This is a genomic window from uncultured Veillonella sp., from assembly GCF_937981445.1.
Lineage (GTDB): Bacteria > Bacillota > Negativicutes > Veillonellales > Veillonellaceae > Veillonella_A.
Genome location: NZ_CALJON010000014.1, coordinates 28,120 through 44,440 on the forward strand (window position 1 = coordinate 28,120; position 16,321 = coordinate 44,440).

Genomic DNA, 16,321 nt, shown 5'->3' on the forward strand with positions numbered 1-16,321 from the left:
TATGTTGTATGCTCCATTAACACTACAAAATACACTTGAAAAATAGTGTTGTTAGACGCGTAAACAAGCTTACCGACTATACTTTTAGGGCTTGCCCTTATTGACAATTCTAGTATATACGGTTTAGACTTATTAGTAAAGATAAAATTAATTAGAAGTAATTAAGTATTACTAATAATTGATAAGGGGCGATTATTATAAAATTGTAATAATCGGGGGTGTAGTTGTTAAAAAGGAGTATAGTAGTATGAGTATTTCAACAGATTTGTATCGAACGTTTCTAGGTGTGGGGTTACACCTGTCCTTTTCGAAGGCCGCAAAAGACCTTGGTGTATCTCAATCGGCTATAAGCCAAAGTATCAAACAATTAGAAAAGGAATTGGACATTACTTTGTTTGAGCGCACAACCAAATCCGTATCGTTTACTCCAGAAGGTAAGGAGTTATTTGATACGGTAGCTAAAGCATTTTCTATTTTAGATAATGGTGTTACACAACTACAAGAACGCATGACACATGAGCAGGAAAGTTTAAAATTAGCTGCTACTGATACTATGTGTCGTCATTTACTTTTACCGTATTTTAAAAAGTGGCAAGATCAAGATCATGAAACAGGCCTTCAGATTACGAATCGTCCGTCTCCTCAATGCGTGGAGATGGTAGAAAATCGAGAAGCGCAAATCGCAATCGTTAACACTTATGAAGGACTAGAGTCTAATCCACAGCTTGAAGTGATTGAACTTCAAACTGTACAGGATATTTTTGTGGGCGGTCCTTTCTATAAGGGGATGGGGGTTATTGATTTAAATCGCCTCTTGCAAGAGCCTTTATTATTGCTTACTCAAGGTGCTGCGAGTCGGTCATTTTTTGATCAACTAACAAATAATGCATGCAAAAAGCCAGCTTTTGAACTTGGTAGTCTTGACGTGTTGATGGACTTAGTGGAAATTAATATGGGGATTTCACTTGTACCAGATATTTTAGTTAAACAAAAAATAAAAGAAGGTCGTGTGGTAGAAATTAAAACAGATATTACCGTACCGCCACGTAAAATCGCATTAGTACGGTCTCGATTGATGCCAGTTTCACAAGGTGCAGCGAAATTTATTGACCTTCTGCTTAGAAAGTGATAAGGTATTATAATCAATTAGTATCGTATAGTAAGTCATGGAGGAGACGCTGAGATGGAACTCTTGAAGCAACGAATTAGAGAAGAAGGCATTGTATTGAATAATCGTGTATTGAAGGTGGATAGCTTTTTAAATCACCAAATTGATCCAAAGCTATTTGTATCTATTGGTAAAGAAATTGCTAATCGCTTTAAAGACAAAGGCATTCAACGCATTGTTACCATTGAAGCATCAGGGATTGCTGTGGCATTACAAGTAGCCATTGAAATGGATGTGCCACTTGTGTTTGCACGTAAGAAAAAATCTATTCTCATGACCGATGATGTGTATCATTCTGTAGTATATTCTTATACAAAAGAAGAAAATTATGATGTAACAATTTCTAAGAAATTTTTGCCAGAAGGCGAAAAAGTTCTCATTATTGACGACTTTTTGGCTAGTGGTGAAGCCGCTATGGGTTTAGTGAAACTTGTAGAAAGTGCTGGCGACACGGTGGAAGGGATTGCCATTGTTATTGAAAAATCATTCCAACCAGGTCGTGAACGTTTAGAACGAGCTGGTTACAATGTAGAATCTTTAGTACGTATCAAAAAATTTGAAGATAATAAATGCGTGTTCTTAGAAGACTAAAAGAAGGAGGCTTTGCCTCCTTTTTTGTTTTTGTGATTACATATATTTTAAAAATTGCTAAAATATTCCTCACATTATATAATAAAGAGTAGATGGTGCTATACGGGAATCATCGCAAGATGAAAGCTTATGTAGCTATCGTAAAAGTAACGCAACATATATACTAATTTTAGTATATAGTTATAGTGTTTGGCTTAATTTAGGCCTGTGTTTATAATGGGGTGTTTTAATAATGAATAAAAAAATTGAAAAATTTGATGCCTTTTTAAAAGAGCGTAATGTAGAAAGCTGGTTTACAAAAGAAGAAGTGCAAGATCAAGTGAATTCTGTTGTATATCGTGGCTTTTTTGCTGTAGGAGAACAACAAATTCCTACTTTTATCGTACTTGATGACACAGTATTTAACTTTGCTCGTTTAGTTGTAACTAATGCGCCAGTACCAGCGGATCGTCGTGATGAAGTGGCTACGTATTTAAATGAATTAAATAGTCGTTTTAAGATTTTCAAATACTATGTAAGCCCTGAAGATGGTTTTGTATACTTAGATGTAAGCTTCCCAGCTGGTGAAGAATTTGAACCAGGCTTACTTATGGCTTTGTTGATTGAAGTAGTGGAACCACATATTAAAGAGTTTTACGCTGAAATTATCGATAATGTACTCGGTACACCTAAGGCTAAACCAGCTAAAAAAGGTAGAACTAATTTACGTGTAAAGAAAGAAAAAGCAACAGAAAACTAATTTCGCTGCGCCTAGAGATGGCAGAGCCAATCTTGGACGGTAGGCGAAATGAATTGGGGCAAATTGAGCGAGGTAACAATGAGTCAAACAAATAAAAAGCGAAGCCTATTTGATCGATTTCTAAGAGAGGAAGAGATTTCCTGTTTTGATGTAAAGGCCATTGGCGATGAAGAAGGAACCGTATTGTATCGTTCGTACTTGGATACAGCTTTGGGAACAATGCCTTTATATGTTATATTAGATTCGTCTATTTATACGGTAATTCGCGTGGTTGTTGGTGGCGGCATTGTTACAGAGAACAATCGAGTAGCACTGATGGAATTTGCCAATGCAGCGAATAGACAATATAAGAAGTTTAAATTTTATGTAGAAGATAGTGACCAAACTTTCTATTTAGACTGTGTATATATGAGTCGTTCTGAAGAATTTGTGCCACAACTTCTATATGGACTTATGAATTCAATTATTGAGTATATTGATGCGGCAGTGCCTTCCTTGCAAGCGGCTATGAACATAGACCGTCTGCCTGAGCCGTTCCAAGGGCATCATCATGAGCATGATGAATTGGATACGATTCATGAAGGTCCTAGACCGTCTATGTCTGGCCATGAGGTAGCAAGTAATGCTACTAATCAACCTGCTAGACTTAGTTCGCCTGAAATGGCTAATGATGTACAAAAGAATACAGCACAGAACACCGAATCCGAACAGGAGAAGGGCTTGTTGTGACACAAATGACTCCTTATTTTTCGAGGAGTCATTTTTATTAATGTTCGATATGTATCGAACATTAATAATATTGAATAAATAAATATTCGAATATTATATTGACTAATAAGGGGGCGTTTGTTAGAATTTAACATATACTACAGATTCAAAACCATAGCATTTGGTAAGCAATGTATAGGAGGAAATGAAATGAAAGTTGGCATTGTAATGGGCAGCGATTCTGATTTATCAGTAATGAAGAAAGCCGCAGATGTTTTAAAAGAATTCGGTATTGATTTTGAAATGGTCATTGCCTCTGCACATCGTACGCCTGAAGCAGTAAAATCCTTTGTTACACGCTTAGAAGCAGAAGGTGCTATCGCCTTTATTGCAGGAGCTGGAGCAGCGGCACATTTGCCAGGCGTTATTGCTAGCTTTACAGTATTGCCAGTTATTGGTGTTCCTTTGAATGCGACGGCTTTAAAAGGCATTGATGCACTCCTTGCCATCGTTCAGATGCCATCTGGCATGCCTGTAGCAACTATGGCTGTGGATGGAGCCAAAAATGCTGCCTTATTTGCCATTCAAATTGGGGCCGCTCAAAATGCTGAATTACAAGCTAAATACAAGGCATATCGGGACGATATGGCAAAGGCTGTATTGGCTAAAAACGAAAAATTACAGGCCGAATTAAAGGCATAACAATACTATTTATTTTTTACAGGAGGAACGAATCATGAACATGTTGTATGAAGGAAAAGCTAAACAAGTATTTGAAACTGAAAACAAAGATGAATATTTAGTGCATTATAAAGACGATGCCACAGCATTTAATGGAGAGAAAAAAGGCACTATTCATGATAAGGGTGTATTAAACAATAAGATTTCCGCGTTCTTCTTTGAACTTCTTACTAAAGAAGGTGTGCCAAACCATTTTATTAAACGCCTCAATGATCGTGACCAATTAGTTAAGAAACTCCAGATTTTACCTTTAGAAGTTATTGTTCGCAATATTGTAGCTGGTTCTTTATCAAAACGCCTTGGCATTGAAGAAGGGACTCTTTGCAAACAACCTATTTTAGAATTCTGCTATAAAGATGATGATTTGGGCGACCCATTTGTTAATGAAGATCAAATCTTAGCACTTGATTGGGCTACTAAAGAACAATTAGATCTTATCCGTAAATACGCTATGAAAGTAAATGAAGTGCTTAAACAATTCTTAGCTGAAAAGAATGTAACTCTTGTAGACTTTAAATTAGAATTTGGTCTTCACAATGGTGAAGTATTACTTGGCGATGAAATTTCTCCTGATACTTGCCGTTTCTGGGATAGCAAAACTAATGAAAAACTTGATAAGGACCGTTTCCGTCGCGATCTTGGCAATGTAGAAGATGCTTATAAGGAAATGTTGTTCCGATTAACTGGTGAACGTGCATAATAGGAGATTATAATGCATTACGACTCTATTTTTGACAAGTGGCATGAAGAATGTGGCGTATTCGGTATATACGATCGTCATTTAAATGTAGGCAATTATACATATTGGGGCCTTTTCGCTTTGCAACATCGCGGTCAGGAAAGCGCGGGTATTGCAACTAGTGATGGCAATACAATTGAAGTTGTGAAGGGCATGGGCTTATTGACTGAAGCTATTAAAGATTTGCCAAAGTCTAATGGTTTTATCTCAGCAGGCCATGTGCGCTATTCTACAACAGGTTCTAATAATCCAAAAAATATCCAACCTCTTGTGATTCATTATCAAGGGGGCGATATGGCGGTAGCACATAATGGGAATTTAACGAATGCCCTTGATATTCGCCGGGAGCTTGAAGATGCAGGGTCTATTTTCCAGACCACGATGGATTCCGAAGTTATTGTGAATCTCATTGCCCGCTCTAAAGCAGAAAATACAGAAGACCGCATCATTGAGGCGGTGCGTCGCATTAATGGGGCCTTCTCCCTCGTGATTAGCACCAATGACAAACTCATTGGGGTGCGCGATGCCAATGGGTTCCGCCCTCTATGCTTAGGCAAAACAGAACATGGCTATGTACTCTCTTCTGAGACTTGTGCCTTAGATGCTATCAAGGCAGAGTTTATTCGCCATATTGAGCCTGGTGAAATGGTTATTATTGATGATTCAGGCGTGCGAAGCCGTTTATTTGTGGAATCTAAAGACGAAATTAATAAAGCACTCTGCGTATTTGAATATATTTATTTTGCTCGTTCTGATAGTGAAATTGACGGTCAAAGTGTATATCAAGCGCGTTTGAATATGGGCCGTGAGTTAGCGCGTGAAACAAAATATGAGGCGGACTTAGTTATGTCCATTCCCGATTCAGGTACTACAGCTGCCTTAGGCTATGCCCGTGAGTCCGGCATTCCTTTTGGGGAAGGGCTAATTAAAAATCGCTACATGGGCCGTACATTTATAAAGCCAGATCAGGCACAGCGTGAATTGGCTGTACGCATGAAATTAAATGCTGTAACTGATGTAGTAAAAGGTAAGCGCATTGTGCTTATTGATGATTCCATCGTAAGAGGAACGACTAGTGGTATTATTGTGCGCATGTTAAAAGAAGCAGGCGCTAAAGAAGTATATATGTGTGTAAGCTCGCCAGCCATTGAATATCCTTGCCATTATGGCATTGATACCTCAGTGCGCAAGGAATTGATCGCAGCGACCCACACGGTAGATGAGATTCGTGAATATATTCAAGCTGATAAGCTACATTATTTAAGCCGTGAAGGACTATGTAGAGCAGTGAGTGGTGTGTCAGAAGCCGACCTTTGCTTTGCTTGCTTCAATGGTGATTATGCAGTAACTGTTCCAGATGAACAAGATGAGGGAGGCAAATATGTGCTCGAATAAACAAGGTATCACCTATCGCGACGCCGGAGTTGATATTGATGCAGGTAATAAAGCTGTTGAGTTGATGAAAGACGCCGTTAAACGCACTTACACAGAAGGTGTAGTAGGTGATATAGGTGGCTTTGGTGGTCTATTCTCCTTAGCTGGTTTTGATATGAAAGAGCCTATGCTCGTGTCTGGTACTGATGGGGTAGGCACTAAATTGCGCCTTGCTATTATGATGGATAAACACGATACAATTGGTCAAGACTGTGTAGCCATGAGTGTCAATGATATTCTTGTACAAGGTGCTACGCCTTTATTTTTCCTTGATTACATTGCGGTAGGTAAAGTAGTACCGGAGCAAATCGCTACTATTGTAGCCGGTGTAGCTCGGGCCTGTGAAGAGTCTGGCTGCGCGTTAATCGGTGGGGAAACGGCTGAAATGGCTGGATTCTACGCGGAAGATGATTATGATATTGCCGGATTTGCTGTGGGCATTGTGGATAAGCCACGCTTACTCACTGGTGCTGATATTGCTGCAGGGGACATTTTAATTGGTCTACCATCTAGTGGTGTTCACTCCAATGGCTTCTCCTTGGTTCGTAAAATTGTGTTTGACCATAAGGGCATGAACCTTGGTGATGAAGTGCCTGAATTTGGTAAAACCTTAGGAGAAGAATTATTAACGCCTACTCGCTTATATCCTAAAGCTGTATTGCCATTGACTCGCAAAGGTCTTGTAAAAGGTATGGTGCATGTAACCGGTGGCGGTTTTTATGATAATATTCCTCGCATTTTACCAGACAATACATCAGCGCGTGTCAATGCAGATGCTTGGCCAGTGTTGCCTGTATTTAAAAAGCTTCAAGAATGGGGCCATGTGGATACTAAGGAAATGTACCGTACATTTAATATGGGCATTGGCATGATTTTAGTTGTTGGCCCTGATAATGTGGAGGCCGTAAAAGCTAATTTAACTAAACATAATGAACCTTTCTATGAAATTGGTCGTATTGAAGAAGCGCAAGGTGAACGCGTAATTATGGAAGGTCGTGACTTTGTTGACTAAGAAGCTTGCTATTTTTGCTAGTGGCCGTGGCTCTAATGCTGCTGCTTTATATGAGGCAATGCAAGCAGGTGAAATCAATGGCCGCGTAGTAGTGGTTATAACCGATCAAAAGGATGCTAAGGTCTTAGAGCGTGCTGCTGAGTGGGGCGTGCCGGCTCATGTAGTAGAACGCAAAGCCTATGGTTCAAAGGATGAATTTGAGCAGGCCATGCTAGGGGCGATTGCCCCTTATGAGCCAGATGCTATTGTATTAGCTGGCTATATGCGTCTCTTAGGGCCCACCTTTATTGGCCCTTATGAAAATAGAATTTTAAATATTCATCCCGCCTTATTGCCTTCGTTCCCAGGCCTTCATGCACAGGGACAGGCTGTTAAAGCAGGGGTAAAAGTTAGTGGTTGTACGGTCCATTTCGTTGATACGGGGATGGACTCTGGCCCTATTATTATGCAGGCTGTAGTACCTGTATACGCAGATGATACAGAAGATACATTAGCAGCGCGTATTTTACCAGAAGAACATAAAACTTATAAAAAGGCCCTAGCCCTTTTTTGTGATGACAAACTAGTGATCAAGGACCATATTGTACACATAAAGGACTAGCCTTCGGGCAGTCCTTTTGTCTTTTACATAATCAGATAATCCATATATTGGACCTAGGAGGAAATTATGATTAAAAATGCACTTATCAGCGTGTCGGATAAAACGGGGATTGTAGAATTTGCTAAAGAATTAGCTGCTTTAGAGGTAACTATTTACTCCACTGGTGGTACGTTTAAAGCGATTCATGAAGCGGGGGTTGCCGTTCATCAAGTGGAAGAATTGACTCATTTCCCAGAAATGATGGATGGTCGTGTTAAAACATTACATCCTATGGTGCATGGCGGTATTTTGGCCGTTCGCACCAATGAAAATCATGTGGCAGCTATGAAAGAACATAATATGGAGCCTCTTGACTTGGTAGTTGTTAACCTATATCCTTTCCGTGAAACCATTGCTAAGCCTAATGTAGAATTAGCTGAAGCTATTGAGAACATTGATATAGGTGGCCCTACTATGGTGCGTTCAGCTGCAAAAAACAACAAATTTGTAGGCATTGTAGTTAATCCAGAACGCTATGGTGAAGTGATTGAACGCCTTAAAGCTGATGGTGATTTAGGACAAGACCTTCGCTTTGCTTTAGCTAAGGAAGCTTTTGCGCACACAGCAGCGTATGACACAGCCATTGCTAATTACTTTAGCGAGCAATTAGAACAAACACCATTCCCTCCGGAATATTTACAGGCTTATGAAAAAGTAAGCGACCTTCGCTATGGTGAAAATCCGCATCAAAAAGCAGCCTTTTATAAAGACATTGGTGCTGCTACTGGCATGGGCGCTATGAAACAACTTCATGGCAAAGAATTATCCTATAATAATATTGTAGATATGGAAGCGGCGTGGAATATGGTGTGGGAATTTGAAGAGCCAGCTGCTTGCATTATTAAGCATACAAATCCATGTGGCGCTGCTATTGGCACTGATCTTCATGATGCCTATGTAAAGGCCTATGAAGCTGATTCCGTATCTGCCTTTGGTGGCATTGTAGCGTTAAATCGCGAAGTGGATGAAGCTACAGCTACGGAAATGAGTAAAATTTTCTTAGAAGTAATTATGGCACCTAAGTTCTCTACAAAAGCCTTAGCTATTTTAGAAGCAAAGAAAAATATTCGTCTTATTGAACTTGAACGTCCAATGGCTGGTCAAGTAGTAGTGAAGAAAGTATCTGGTGGCTTGTTAGTGCAAACTGAAGACGATTTAGTAGAAGATGAAGCAAGCTATACAGTAGTGACTAAAGCTCAGCCTACAGAAGAACAATGGAAGGCCCTTCGCTTTGCTTGGAAAATGGTAAAACATGTAAAATCGAATGCCATTTTAATTGCTGATAGTAATTCGACTTTAGGGGTTGGCGCAGGTCAAATGAATCGTGTAGGTTCTGCTAATATTGCCCTTGAACAAGCTGGCGAAAAAGCTAAAGGTGCTGTTTTAGCATCTGATGCGTTCTTCCCATTTGGCGACACCGTTGCTACGGCAGCTGCTCATGGTATTGCAGCGATTATTCAACCAGGTGGTTCGATTCGCGATGAAGAATCCATTGTGGAAGCAGATAAAGCGGGAATTGCCATGGTATTTACTCATGTGCGTCATTTCAAACATTAATACCTAGGCGCTTGTTGAGGCGTAGTGTACTTAAGGTGTAATTGATTACTATAAGATAATGTGTCGGAGGATATATGAAGGTTTGCGTAATTGGCAGTGGTGGCCGTGAACACGCTTTGGCGTGGCGATTAAAAGAAAGTCCTAGCGTGGAGACTGTATATGCCCTACCAGGTAGTAAGGCTATGGAAGAGGTCGCTATGTGCGAACCTATCGATTGGCAAGACAGTGATGCTGTTGTAGAATATTGTAAAAATCATGCCGTAGATTTAGTTGTAATTGGTCCAGAGGCACCTTTGGTGGCAGGTCTTAGTGATGTGCTTAGGGCGGCAGGGATTCCTGTATTTGGCCCTAGTAAAGGGGCTGCGCAGCTGGAAGGTTCAAAAGTATTCGCCAAAGATTTAATGAAAAAATATAATATTCCTACAGCGGCTTATGGCGTATTTGCTGAGGTGGCACCAGCGAAGGCCTTTGTTGATGAAGTGGGCGCGCCTATTGTAGTCAAAGCTGATGGGCTAGCGGCTGGCAAAGGCGTTGTGGTAGCTATGACTAAAGAAGAAGCGTATGCGGCTATTGATGATATGCTAGCAGGTAATCGCTTTGGTGATGCGGGACATACGGTGGTTATTGAAGAATTCATGGCCGGGGAAGAAGCGTCTTTACTAGCCTTTGCGGATGGCAATACAGTGGTGCCTATGATTTCTTCGCAAGATCATAAGCGTATTTTTGATGGCGACAAAGGGCCTAATACAGGTGGTATGGGGACTTATGCACCAGCGCCTGTTATGACGGAAGCTCTGTTAGAGGAAGCGAAACAAAGGATATTAGATCCTATGATTGAAGCTATGAAACAAGAAGGCTTGCCTTATATAGGGTGCTTGTATGCAGGTCTTATGATTACTGAGGACGGGCCTAAAGTGGTGGAGTTTAACGCGCGCTTTGGCGATCCAGAAACTCAAGTTGTATTGCCTTTATTTGATGGCGATTTAGGGCAAGTTATGCTTGCTTGTGCCAAGGGTGAACTTAATCCTTCGGATGTAGTATGGCGTAAAGGCCATGCAGCTTGTGTTATATTGGCATCTAAAGGCTATCCTGAAACATCTCATAAGGGCGATGTGATTACTGGTGATGTAGTGTCTCACGATGCCACGTCAGTAGTCTTTCACTCTGGCACGGCCTACCAAAACGGTCATTTTGAAACTGCTGGTGGTCGCGTCCTAGGTGTGGTAGGCTTAGGTTCTTCTTTACAAGAGGCTTTGGATACAGCCTATACTCGTGTACAAACGATTCAATTTGATGGCTGCCAGTATAGAACCGATATTGGGCAAAAAGCATTTAAGCATCTCAACGGTAAATAAATACTTAAAATTATAAAAAAAATTTGTAAATACGCAATATTTTACTTAACTGTTTTTCAAATTCACGGTATAATCAAGTAAGAGTCCATCTCTTAACAATATATAATTATGGCCAATGGAGTGGGGCGGTAAATATGGCGTTATACAAAAATCTTAAACGAGCTCGTATGAGGACGGGAAAAAGTCAGTTAGAAGTAGCAGCTAGTATTGGTATTAGCAATGCTGCGTTGTCAAACTATGAAACAGGCTATCGTGAACCTGATTTAGAGACGCTTAAGCAGTTAGCTTTGTATTATGGTGTTTCTTTGGATGAGCTGGCAGAAGTGGATTCAACTATATCTCCAGTTATTGATTTATGGGCAGCTATTAAAAATAAAGAAGTAGCATTTAATACGAATACCTATGTATTGAAGCCTTCGCAAAGACAGCAGCTAAAAAAAATATTACAAACTTTTTTTGAAAAGCTTGAACCTATCTCTGATGATGAGCGTGAAAGTTAATCGGTCGTAACGTATCTTACTACGTTGGGGCTGACAAGAAGCAAGGATATAAGCTTAATACAACAAAATAAAAGCACTTCTCCTAGAAACTATGTAATGAGATTACATTGGTTTATATTTCTAAGAGAGGTGCTTTTTTGTTTTTTTATGTGCAGGGTAGTTGCTAGGGTTTTAACTCTTTACTGCAGTTATAGTTCGATAGTTGTGCCTGGAGCAACTACGAGGCCTGCCTGTTTGTATTGGCTTTGCAAGGCATTGACAAATTCATGAGGATCTTTGTCAATAACAGGCCATGTTTTGTAATGAATTGGAATGGTTGTACTCGCTTTCACTAAGGAGGCGGCGAGCAGAGCATCCTCTACACCCATTGTAAAATTATCGCCAATAGGAAGTAAGGCATAGTCAATTTGACCAAAGCGATTTAAGTATTTCATATCACTAAAAAAGGCTGTATCGCCAGCAAAATAGATTCGTTTGCCATAGAATTCAACAATACAACCAGCCGCATGGCCCCCAGGAATACCAGCGCCGTGGAAGGCAGGGGTTAGGCGGACGGAGCCGAACTCAAAGTCGTGCTTGCCTCCTAGGTGCATGGCATAATTGCGAAGGCCTGCTTCGCTGGCTTTATGAGCTACTTCAGCGGTGGAAATTACGAGGGCATTATTAGCTTTGCCTATTTCATCGGCATCGCCATAGTGGTCGCTATGGCCGTGGCTGATAAAAATATACTGACATTTAATGTCTTTAGGCTCCGCTATATTCCACGTATTACCATTAAAAAAAGGATCAAAAACAATGGCTACATCGCCATGGGATAGCATAAATGTGGAATGGCCATAATAGGTAAAATTAACACGCATGGAAAACCCTCCTTTATGTAATGTATAATGTACTTATATGCATAAGTATAACATAAATCTAAACTGTTAGATATGATGAGGTACGCTTGATATAGTGAGAAAGGATGCTCGTATGGAGTTAACACATTTTGATGAACAAGGCAATGCGCGCATGGTAGATGTGGGCGCAAAGGATATTACGGAACGCGTAGCTGTAGCAGAAGGTTTTATTTCTATTAGCGATGATATATATCAACGAATTGAGCTTGGTATGGTAAAAAAAGGCGATGTTTTGGGCGTCGCTCAATTAGCTGCTATTATGGGGGCTAAGCAGACGTCTAATTTAATTCCTCTTTGCCATCCCTTAGCGTTGACCAATGTGAATGTTATTTGCGAATTAGATCAAATTCGCCGTGCTGTTAGAATTGAGGCAACTGTAAAGACAAAGGGGCGCACCGGCGTTGAGATGGAGGCCCTTACAGCAGTTCAAGTAGGGCTGTTAACAGTTTATGATATGTGCAAAGCCATTGATAAACAGATGGTCATGGGACCAGTCTATTTAGTAGAGAAGATGGGTGGCAAAAGTGGACATTTCAAGCGTAGTGAAGACTAGGCCTAGTTAAATGGGATAGCTAAGGGGCAATGTAGCTTAACGCTTAGGTGCCGTGTAACTTACAGGTTTAGGAGGAGCTTTACTTAAAGATTAAGCGAACTTTTGCTTGAAGGCTCACGCATAATTAGGTAAAATAAGATGTTAGATATTTTTGAAAAAAGAAGGTTTGTTAATGGAAATCGTATTAGTAGAACCAGAGATTCCAGGTAATACTGGTAATATCGCACGACTTTGTGCAGCCAATCATATGACATTACATTTAGTAAAGCCTTTAGGTTTTTCTATTGATGATAAATATGTAAAACGTGCTGGTCTTGATTATTGGCATTTAGTGGATGTGCAAGTACATGAAAATTTGCAGGAAGTATATGATAAATATCCTGACCGTAGATATTTCTATGCCACTACTAAAGCAAAGCATACCTATACAGAGATGAAGTATGAAATTGGCGATATGCTAGTATTTGGTAAAGAAACAAAGGGCTTGCCAGAAGACCTAATTGCTAAAAATATGGATACTTGCATTCGTATTCCTATGATTGAAGAAGCACGATCACTTAATTTGTCTAATTCAGTGGCGATTATTGCGTATGAAGCAATGCGTCAACTTGATTTCCCGGATTTGAAAAATTTAGGTGCTGGCGTGCCTACTAGTAAGGCATAAGTAGGGGCCATTTAATAAGTTTGCTATTAAATATTAAACTGATACATTTTGTAGTTATAGTAGTTAAGAAAGGTGGAGCATTATGAATTACGATAAGGCGTATGATTTACAAAAAGCGATGCGCGAAAGCGATGAGTACAAAGAGTTAATGGAAGCAACTAAAGAGGTGGAAGCTAATGGTGTAGCTAAAGGCCTAGTGGAACGCTTTTTAGTGCAACAAATGCAATGGGAATATGCTAAAATGGCGGAAGCACCAGAAGCTGAAGAATTTGCCAAGAAACAAGAAGAAATTATGCCTATGATTCAGGCCAATCCAAGTGCACAAAAATATTTGCAAGCTCATGTGCGTTGGAGCCAAGTGTCCAATGATATTTATCGCATCATCAGTGAACCTATTACAGAAGGAATGAAAATACTTGAAAATGCTAAAAAATAAGCTAGAAGTATTACATGAAGAGCTAAGTCAGCTGCTTGGCAATGATGAGCTATTTTGGAATGAGCCATTAAAGGATCATACAACCTTTAAAATTGGTGGGCCAGCAGATTTATTCATTATGCCACGCACACTAGATGAGTTAAGTGAAACTATGCAGCGAATTGCTAAAGCAGACGTACCCTTAACGATTTTAGGTAGTGGCTCGAATGTGCTCGTCCTTGATGGGGGCATTCAAGGCGTGGTAGTGTCTCTTTGTCATTTGAAGGAACGACTACAATGTGAAGGCCAGTCTTTGCTTATTAGTGCAGGCTTTATGTTAAAAGATGTGTCTGAGTTTGCTTATAAAAATAGCCTTACGGGCTTAGAATTTGCCATTGGTATCCCTGGTACATTAGGGGGCGCTGTCTTTATGAATGCTGGCGCTTATGGCGGGGAAATGAGTCAAATCGTGTCTAAGGTGCGTGCCGTGAGTTTAGATGGGCGTATTAATGAATATACCTTGGAGGAATTGGCCTTTGCTTATCGTCATAGTCGCTTCCATGAAAGTCATGAAATTGTAGCGGAAGTGGAAATGACTTTGCAACCTGGTGAGGCACAAGCTATTTTAGACACTATGAATGATTTGACAGAACGGCGCATGAGTAAGCAACCCCTAGAGTATGCTAGTGCGGGGTCCACATTTAAACGCCCTACGGGCCATTATGCAGGGACTTTAATTGAAGAAACTGGCCTAAAAGGACTTTCCTGCGGTGATGCGGAAGTGTCGAAAAAGCATGCCGGCTTTGTGGTGAATAAAGGCACGGCTACAGCCAGTGATGTACTTACAGTGATTCGTGAAGTGCAACAGCGCGTCGAACAAGCCCATGGCGTTATATTAGAGCCAGAAGTGCGCATTATTGGGCGTAGTGGTACTGAGAAGTAAAAATAAAAAATAAAAGCAAAAAGTTTTTACAAAGATATACATAAGGTATGCGTAAAAGCGTGTGTAAAGATACGCGTAATAACATATGTAATAGCATACGTAATAGTATGCAGTAGTATATTGAAAATAGTTAAAGAAATAGCTTGACATACATAGGGTAAGTTGAGTATAATATTTCGGTAAGCATTAGTATCTTATTCCATTAGCCCCGGAAGGAGAGCATGATGCTTTTTGGTAAAGTAGTCGTTATGAGGAGGAATTAGCAGCATGAAAACTACATATATGGCCAATCCGAACACTGTTGAACGGAAATGGTATGTTGTTGACGCTGAAGGTAAAACTTTAGGACGCCTTGCTGCCGAAGTAGCTAAAGTTCTTCGGGGCAAAAATAAACCAACTTTTACACCACATGTTGATACTGGTGACCATGTTATCGTTATCAACGCTGAAAAAGTTCGTTTAACTGGTAAAAAATTATTACAAAAAACGTATTTCCGTCATTCTGGTTACCCAGGTGGCTCTACATTCGTAACTGCTGGTAGCATGTTAGAAAAACATCCAGAACGCCTTGTTGAAATGGCAGTTCGTGGTATGCTTCCTAAAAACAAGCTAGGCGCTCAAATCTACCGTAAACTTAATGTTTATGCTGGTTCTGAGCATCCACATGCAGCTCAAAAACCTGAAGTTTTGGAATTTGATATTCGGTAATCACCGGGAGGAGGAACATATACATGGCAGTAGCTCAGTACTACGGTACAGGTCGTAGAAAATCTTCCGTTGCCAGAGTTCGTCTGGTACCGGGCACAGGCAAAGTTACAATCAATAAACGTGATTTTAACGATTACTTTGGTCGTAAAACTTTGGAATTAATTATTAAACAACCATTAGTGTTAACAGGCACTGTGGAACAATATGATGTTATCGCTGACGTAACTGGTGGCGGCCCATCTGGTCAAGCTGGTGCGATTCGTCACGGCATCTCTCGTGCTTTATTAGGTGTTGACAGCGAACTTCGTCAATCCCTTAAAAAAGCTGGTTTCTTAACTCGTGACCCACGTATGAAAGAACGTAAAAAATACGGTCTTAAGAAAGCTCGTAAGGCGTCTCAGTTCTCGAAACGTTAATATTTACAAATGGCAAACCCTACAAACCTCGCGTTTGTGGGGTTTCTTTTTTTATGTGTTTTTGTATAGTAGTCGCTTATAAGTCGAACAACGCCTCCTACAAAAGTAGGAGGCGTTGTTTATTTAATTCTATATTTATTTAGTTCCGGTTTTATTTTCTTAAACTTTTTTCTAGTAGTAGATTGGTCTTATTTTGGTGATATTAGTATTTAATTTTTGGGGACAGGTAAGACTGACTTTGTATGATTGCGAATTTGGTATAGCTATGATAATAGGTTAAATTGAAGCGAAATATAAACAATTTAAGAAGCATTTATAATATATATAACATTAATTATTATTAAAACTAGATGAAGGAAATTATCGAATTGGTGAAAATAATGCTGAGAGTATAAGCTTTGTTCTACTTTTAGATATATTTATTTAACAGATTGAAAAATAAATTATTAATCATAGGTAAAATATATAGTTATTAGGAAAAATGAATAGTTTTACTATAAAAATTAAAAATGTAATGAACATATGATGAAACGATTGTT

Annotated in this window: 19 protein-coding genes; 18 read left to right on the forward strand and 1 reads right to left on the reverse strand. The window is 39.8% G+C overall.

The genetic code is table 11. The features are described 5' to 3' along the window. Nucleotides 1-247 precede the first annotated feature (247 nt). From Q0376_RS02910 to Q0376_RS02965, 12 genes are all read left to right on the forward strand, one after another. Nucleotides 248-1,129, forward strand: coding sequence for a LysR family transcriptional regulator (locus tag Q0376_RS02910; protein ID WP_298703872.1), 882 nt, complete (start codon nucleotides 248-250; stop codon nucleotides 1,127-1,129). A 54-nt stretch (nucleotides 1,130-1,183) separates the two neighbouring features. After that, complete coding sequence (locus Q0376_RS02915) at nucleotides 1,184-1,759, forward strand: xanthine phosphoribosyltransferase (RefSeq protein WP_298703875.1); 576 nt, start codon at nucleotides 1,184-1,186, stop codon at nucleotides 1,757-1,759. Nucleotides 1,760-1,991: 232 nt separating this feature from the next. Next, on the forward strand, nucleotides 1,992-2,498 hold the full coding sequence (locus tag Q0376_RS02920; RefSeq protein ID WP_298703878.1) for a YbjN domain-containing protein: 507 nt from the start codon (nucleotides 1,992-1,994) through the stop codon (nucleotides 2,496-2,498). A gap of 48 nt (nucleotides 2,499-2,546) precedes the next feature. Next, complete coding sequence (locus Q0376_RS02925) at nucleotides 2,547-3,227, forward strand: hypothetical protein (protein WP_298703880.1); 681 nt, start codon at nucleotides 2,547-2,549, stop codon at nucleotides 3,225-3,227. Nucleotides 3,228-3,416: 189 nt separating this feature from the next. Continuing rightward, nucleotides 3,417-3,908, forward strand: coding sequence for a 5-(carboxyamino)imidazole ribonucleotide mutase (gene purE, locus Q0376_RS02930; RefSeq protein ID WP_298703883.1), 492 nt, complete (start codon nucleotides 3,417-3,419; stop codon nucleotides 3,906-3,908). A 34-nt stretch (nucleotides 3,909-3,942) separates the two neighbouring features. Then, a complete protein-coding gene (gene purC, locus Q0376_RS02935; protein WP_298703886.1) occupies nucleotides 3,943-4,647 on the forward strand; it encodes a phosphoribosylaminoimidazolesuccinocarboxamide synthase in 705 nt (234 codons plus the stop codon). A 12-nt stretch (nucleotides 4,648-4,659) separates the two neighbouring features. Beyond that, complete coding sequence (gene purF, locus Q0376_RS02940) at nucleotides 4,660-6,081, forward strand: amidophosphoribosyltransferase (protein ID WP_298703889.1); 1,422 nt, start codon at nucleotides 4,660-4,662, stop codon at nucleotides 6,079-6,081. Next, a complete protein-coding gene (purM, locus tag Q0376_RS02945; RefSeq protein WP_298703893.1) occupies nucleotides 6,068-7,132 on the forward strand; it encodes a phosphoribosylformylglycinamidine cyclo-ligase in 1,065 nt (354 codons plus the stop codon). The genes purF and purM overlap by 14 nt, the downstream gene beginning before the upstream one ends. Then, the gene (gene purN, locus Q0376_RS02950) at nucleotides 7,122-7,733 is read left to right on the forward strand and encodes a phosphoribosylglycinamide formyltransferase (RefSeq protein ID WP_298703989.1); all 612 of its coding nucleotides are present in this window, start codon (nucleotides 7,122-7,124) and stop codon (nucleotides 7,731-7,733) included. Before purM ends, purN begins: the two co-directional genes overlap by 11 nt. Before the next feature lie 66 nt (nucleotides 7,734-7,799). Next, the gene (gene purH / locus Q0376_RS02955; RefSeq protein ID WP_298703896.1) at nucleotides 7,800-9,329 is read left to right on the forward strand and encodes a bifunctional phosphoribosylaminoimidazolecarboxamide formyltransferase/IMP cyclohydrolase; all 1,530 of its coding nucleotides are present in this window, start codon (nucleotides 7,800-7,802) and stop codon (nucleotides 9,327-9,329) included. 74 nt (nucleotides 9,330-9,403) lie between these two features. Beyond that, the gene (gene purD / locus Q0376_RS02960) at nucleotides 9,404-10,684 is read left to right on the forward strand and encodes a phosphoribosylamine--glycine ligase (protein WP_298703899.1); all 1,281 of its coding nucleotides are present in this window, start codon (nucleotides 9,404-9,406) and stop codon (nucleotides 10,682-10,684) included. Nucleotides 10,685-10,818: 134 nt separating this feature from the next. Beyond that, nucleotides 10,819-11,184 (forward strand): helix-turn-helix domain-containing protein, encoded by a 366-nt coding sequence (locus tag Q0376_RS02965; RefSeq protein WP_298703901.1) that lies wholly within the window; start codon nucleotides 10,819-10,821, stop codon nucleotides 11,182-11,184. Nucleotides 11,185-11,372: 188 nt separating this feature from the next. On the opposite strand, the gene Q0376_RS02970 is transcribed toward Q0376_RS02965, so the two are convergent. Next, the gene (locus Q0376_RS02970; RefSeq protein ID WP_298703904.1) at nucleotides 11,373-12,044 is read right to left on the reverse strand and encodes a metal-dependent hydrolase; all 672 of its coding nucleotides are present in this window, start codon (nucleotides 12,042-12,044) and stop codon (nucleotides 11,373-11,375) included. Nucleotides 12,045-12,156: 112 nt separating this feature from the next. Between Q0376_RS02970 and moaC the strand changes: the two genes are divergently transcribed. The 6 genes from moaC to rpsI all read left to right on the forward strand — a co-directional run bounded on the left by moaC (nucleotide 12,157) and on the right by rpsI (nucleotide 15,782). After that, nucleotides 12,157-12,636: a cyclic pyranopterin monophosphate synthase MoaC gene (gene moaC, locus Q0376_RS02975; protein WP_298703907.1), complete on the forward strand. Its 480-nt coding sequence runs from the start codon at nucleotides 12,157-12,159 to the stop codon at nucleotides 12,634-12,636. A 172-nt stretch (nucleotides 12,637-12,808) separates the two neighbouring features. Next, entirely contained in the window at nucleotides 12,809-13,300 is a 492-nt protein-coding gene (trmL, locus tag Q0376_RS02980) for a tRNA (uridine(34)/cytosine(34)/5-carboxymethylaminomethyluridine(34)-2'-O)-methyltransferase TrmL (RefSeq protein WP_298703910.1), read from the forward strand. Between the two features lie 82 nt (nucleotides 13,301-13,382). After that, the gene (locus Q0376_RS02985; RefSeq protein ID WP_298703913.1) at nucleotides 13,383-13,736 is read left to right on the forward strand and encodes a YlbF family regulator; all 354 of its coding nucleotides are present in this window, start codon (nucleotides 13,383-13,385) and stop codon (nucleotides 13,734-13,736) included. Further along, entirely contained in the window at nucleotides 13,723-14,658 is a 936-nt protein-coding gene (murB, locus tag Q0376_RS02990) for a UDP-N-acetylmuramate dehydrogenase (protein ID WP_298703916.1), read from the forward strand. The genes Q0376_RS02985 and murB overlap by 14 nt, the downstream gene beginning before the upstream one ends. 267 nt (nucleotides 14,659-14,925) lie before the next feature. After that, the gene (rplM, locus tag Q0376_RS02995; RefSeq protein WP_298703919.1) at nucleotides 14,926-15,366 is read left to right on the forward strand and encodes a 50S ribosomal protein L13; all 441 of its coding nucleotides are present in this window, start codon (nucleotides 14,926-14,928) and stop codon (nucleotides 15,364-15,366) included. 23 nt (nucleotides 15,367-15,389) lie between these two features. Further along, entirely contained in the window at nucleotides 15,390-15,782 is a 393-nt protein-coding gene (rpsI, locus tag Q0376_RS03000) for a 30S ribosomal protein S9 (protein WP_298703922.1), read from the forward strand. The last annotated feature ends 539 nt before the right edge of the window (nucleotides 15,783-16,321 follow it).

Bases quoted from the DNA above. Each gene is read 5' to 3' on its own strand.
- purH (WP_298703896.1), top strand. From the start codon at position 7,800: ATGATTAAAAATGCACTTATCAGCGTGTCGGATAAAACGGGGATTGTA.
- moaC (WP_298703907.1), top strand. From the start codon at position 12,157: ATGGAGTTAACACATTTTGATGAACAAGGCAATGCGCGCATGGTAGAT.
- rpsI (WP_298703922.1), top strand. From the start codon at position 15,390: ATGGCAGTAGCTCAGTACTACGGTACAGGTCGTAGAAAATCTTCCGTT.
- Q0376_RS02920 (WP_298703878.1), top strand. From the start codon at position 1,992: ATGAATAAAAAAATTGAAAAATTTGATGCCTTTTTAAAAGAGCGTAAT.
- purE (WP_298703883.1), top strand. From the start codon at position 3,417: ATGAAAGTTGGCATTGTAATGGGCAGCGATTCTGATTTATCAGTAATG.
- Q0376_RS02910 (WP_298703872.1), top strand. From the start codon at position 248: ATGAGTATTTCAACAGATTTGTATCGAACGTTTCTAGGTGTGGGGTTA.
- Q0376_RS02985 (WP_298703913.1), top strand. From the start codon at position 13,383: ATGAATTACGATAAGGCGTATGATTTACAAAAAGCGATGCGCGAAAGC.
- purD (WP_298703899.1), top strand. From the start codon at position 9,404: ATGAAGGTTTGCGTAATTGGCAGTGGTGGCCGTGAACACGCTTTGGCG.
- purF (WP_298703889.1), top strand. From the start codon at position 4,660: ATGCATTACGACTCTATTTTTGACAAGTGGCATGAAGAATGTGGCGTA.
- Q0376_RS02965 (WP_298703901.1), top strand. From the start codon at position 10,819: ATGGCGTTATACAAAAATCTTAAACGAGCTCGTATGAGGACGGGAAAA.
- purM (WP_298703893.1), top strand. From the start codon at position 6,068: ATGTGCTCGAATAAACAAGGTATCACCTATCGCGACGCCGGAGTTGAT.
- rplM (WP_298703919.1), top strand. From the start codon at position 14,926: ATGAAAACTACATATATGGCCAATCCGAACACTGTTGAACGGAAATGG.
- Q0376_RS02925 (WP_298703880.1), top strand. From the start codon at position 2,547: ATGAATTGGGGCAAATTGAGCGAGGTAACAATGAGTCAAACAAATAAA.
- murB (WP_298703916.1), top strand. From the start codon at position 13,723: ATGCTAAAAAATAAGCTAGAAGTATTACATGAAGAGCTAAGTCAGCTG.
- purC (WP_298703886.1), top strand. From the start codon at position 3,943: ATGAACATGTTGTATGAAGGAAAAGCTAAACAAGTATTTGAAACTGAA.
- trmL (WP_298703910.1), top strand. From the start codon at position 12,809: ATGGAAATCGTATTAGTAGAACCAGAGATTCCAGGTAATACTGGTAAT.
- Q0376_RS02915 (WP_298703875.1), top strand. From the start codon at position 1,184: ATGGAACTCTTGAAGCAACGAATTAGAGAAGAAGGCATTGTATTGAAT.
- Q0376_RS02970 (WP_298703904.1), bottom strand. From the start codon at position 12,044: ATGCGTGTTAATTTTACCTATTATGGCCATTCCACATTTATGCTATCC.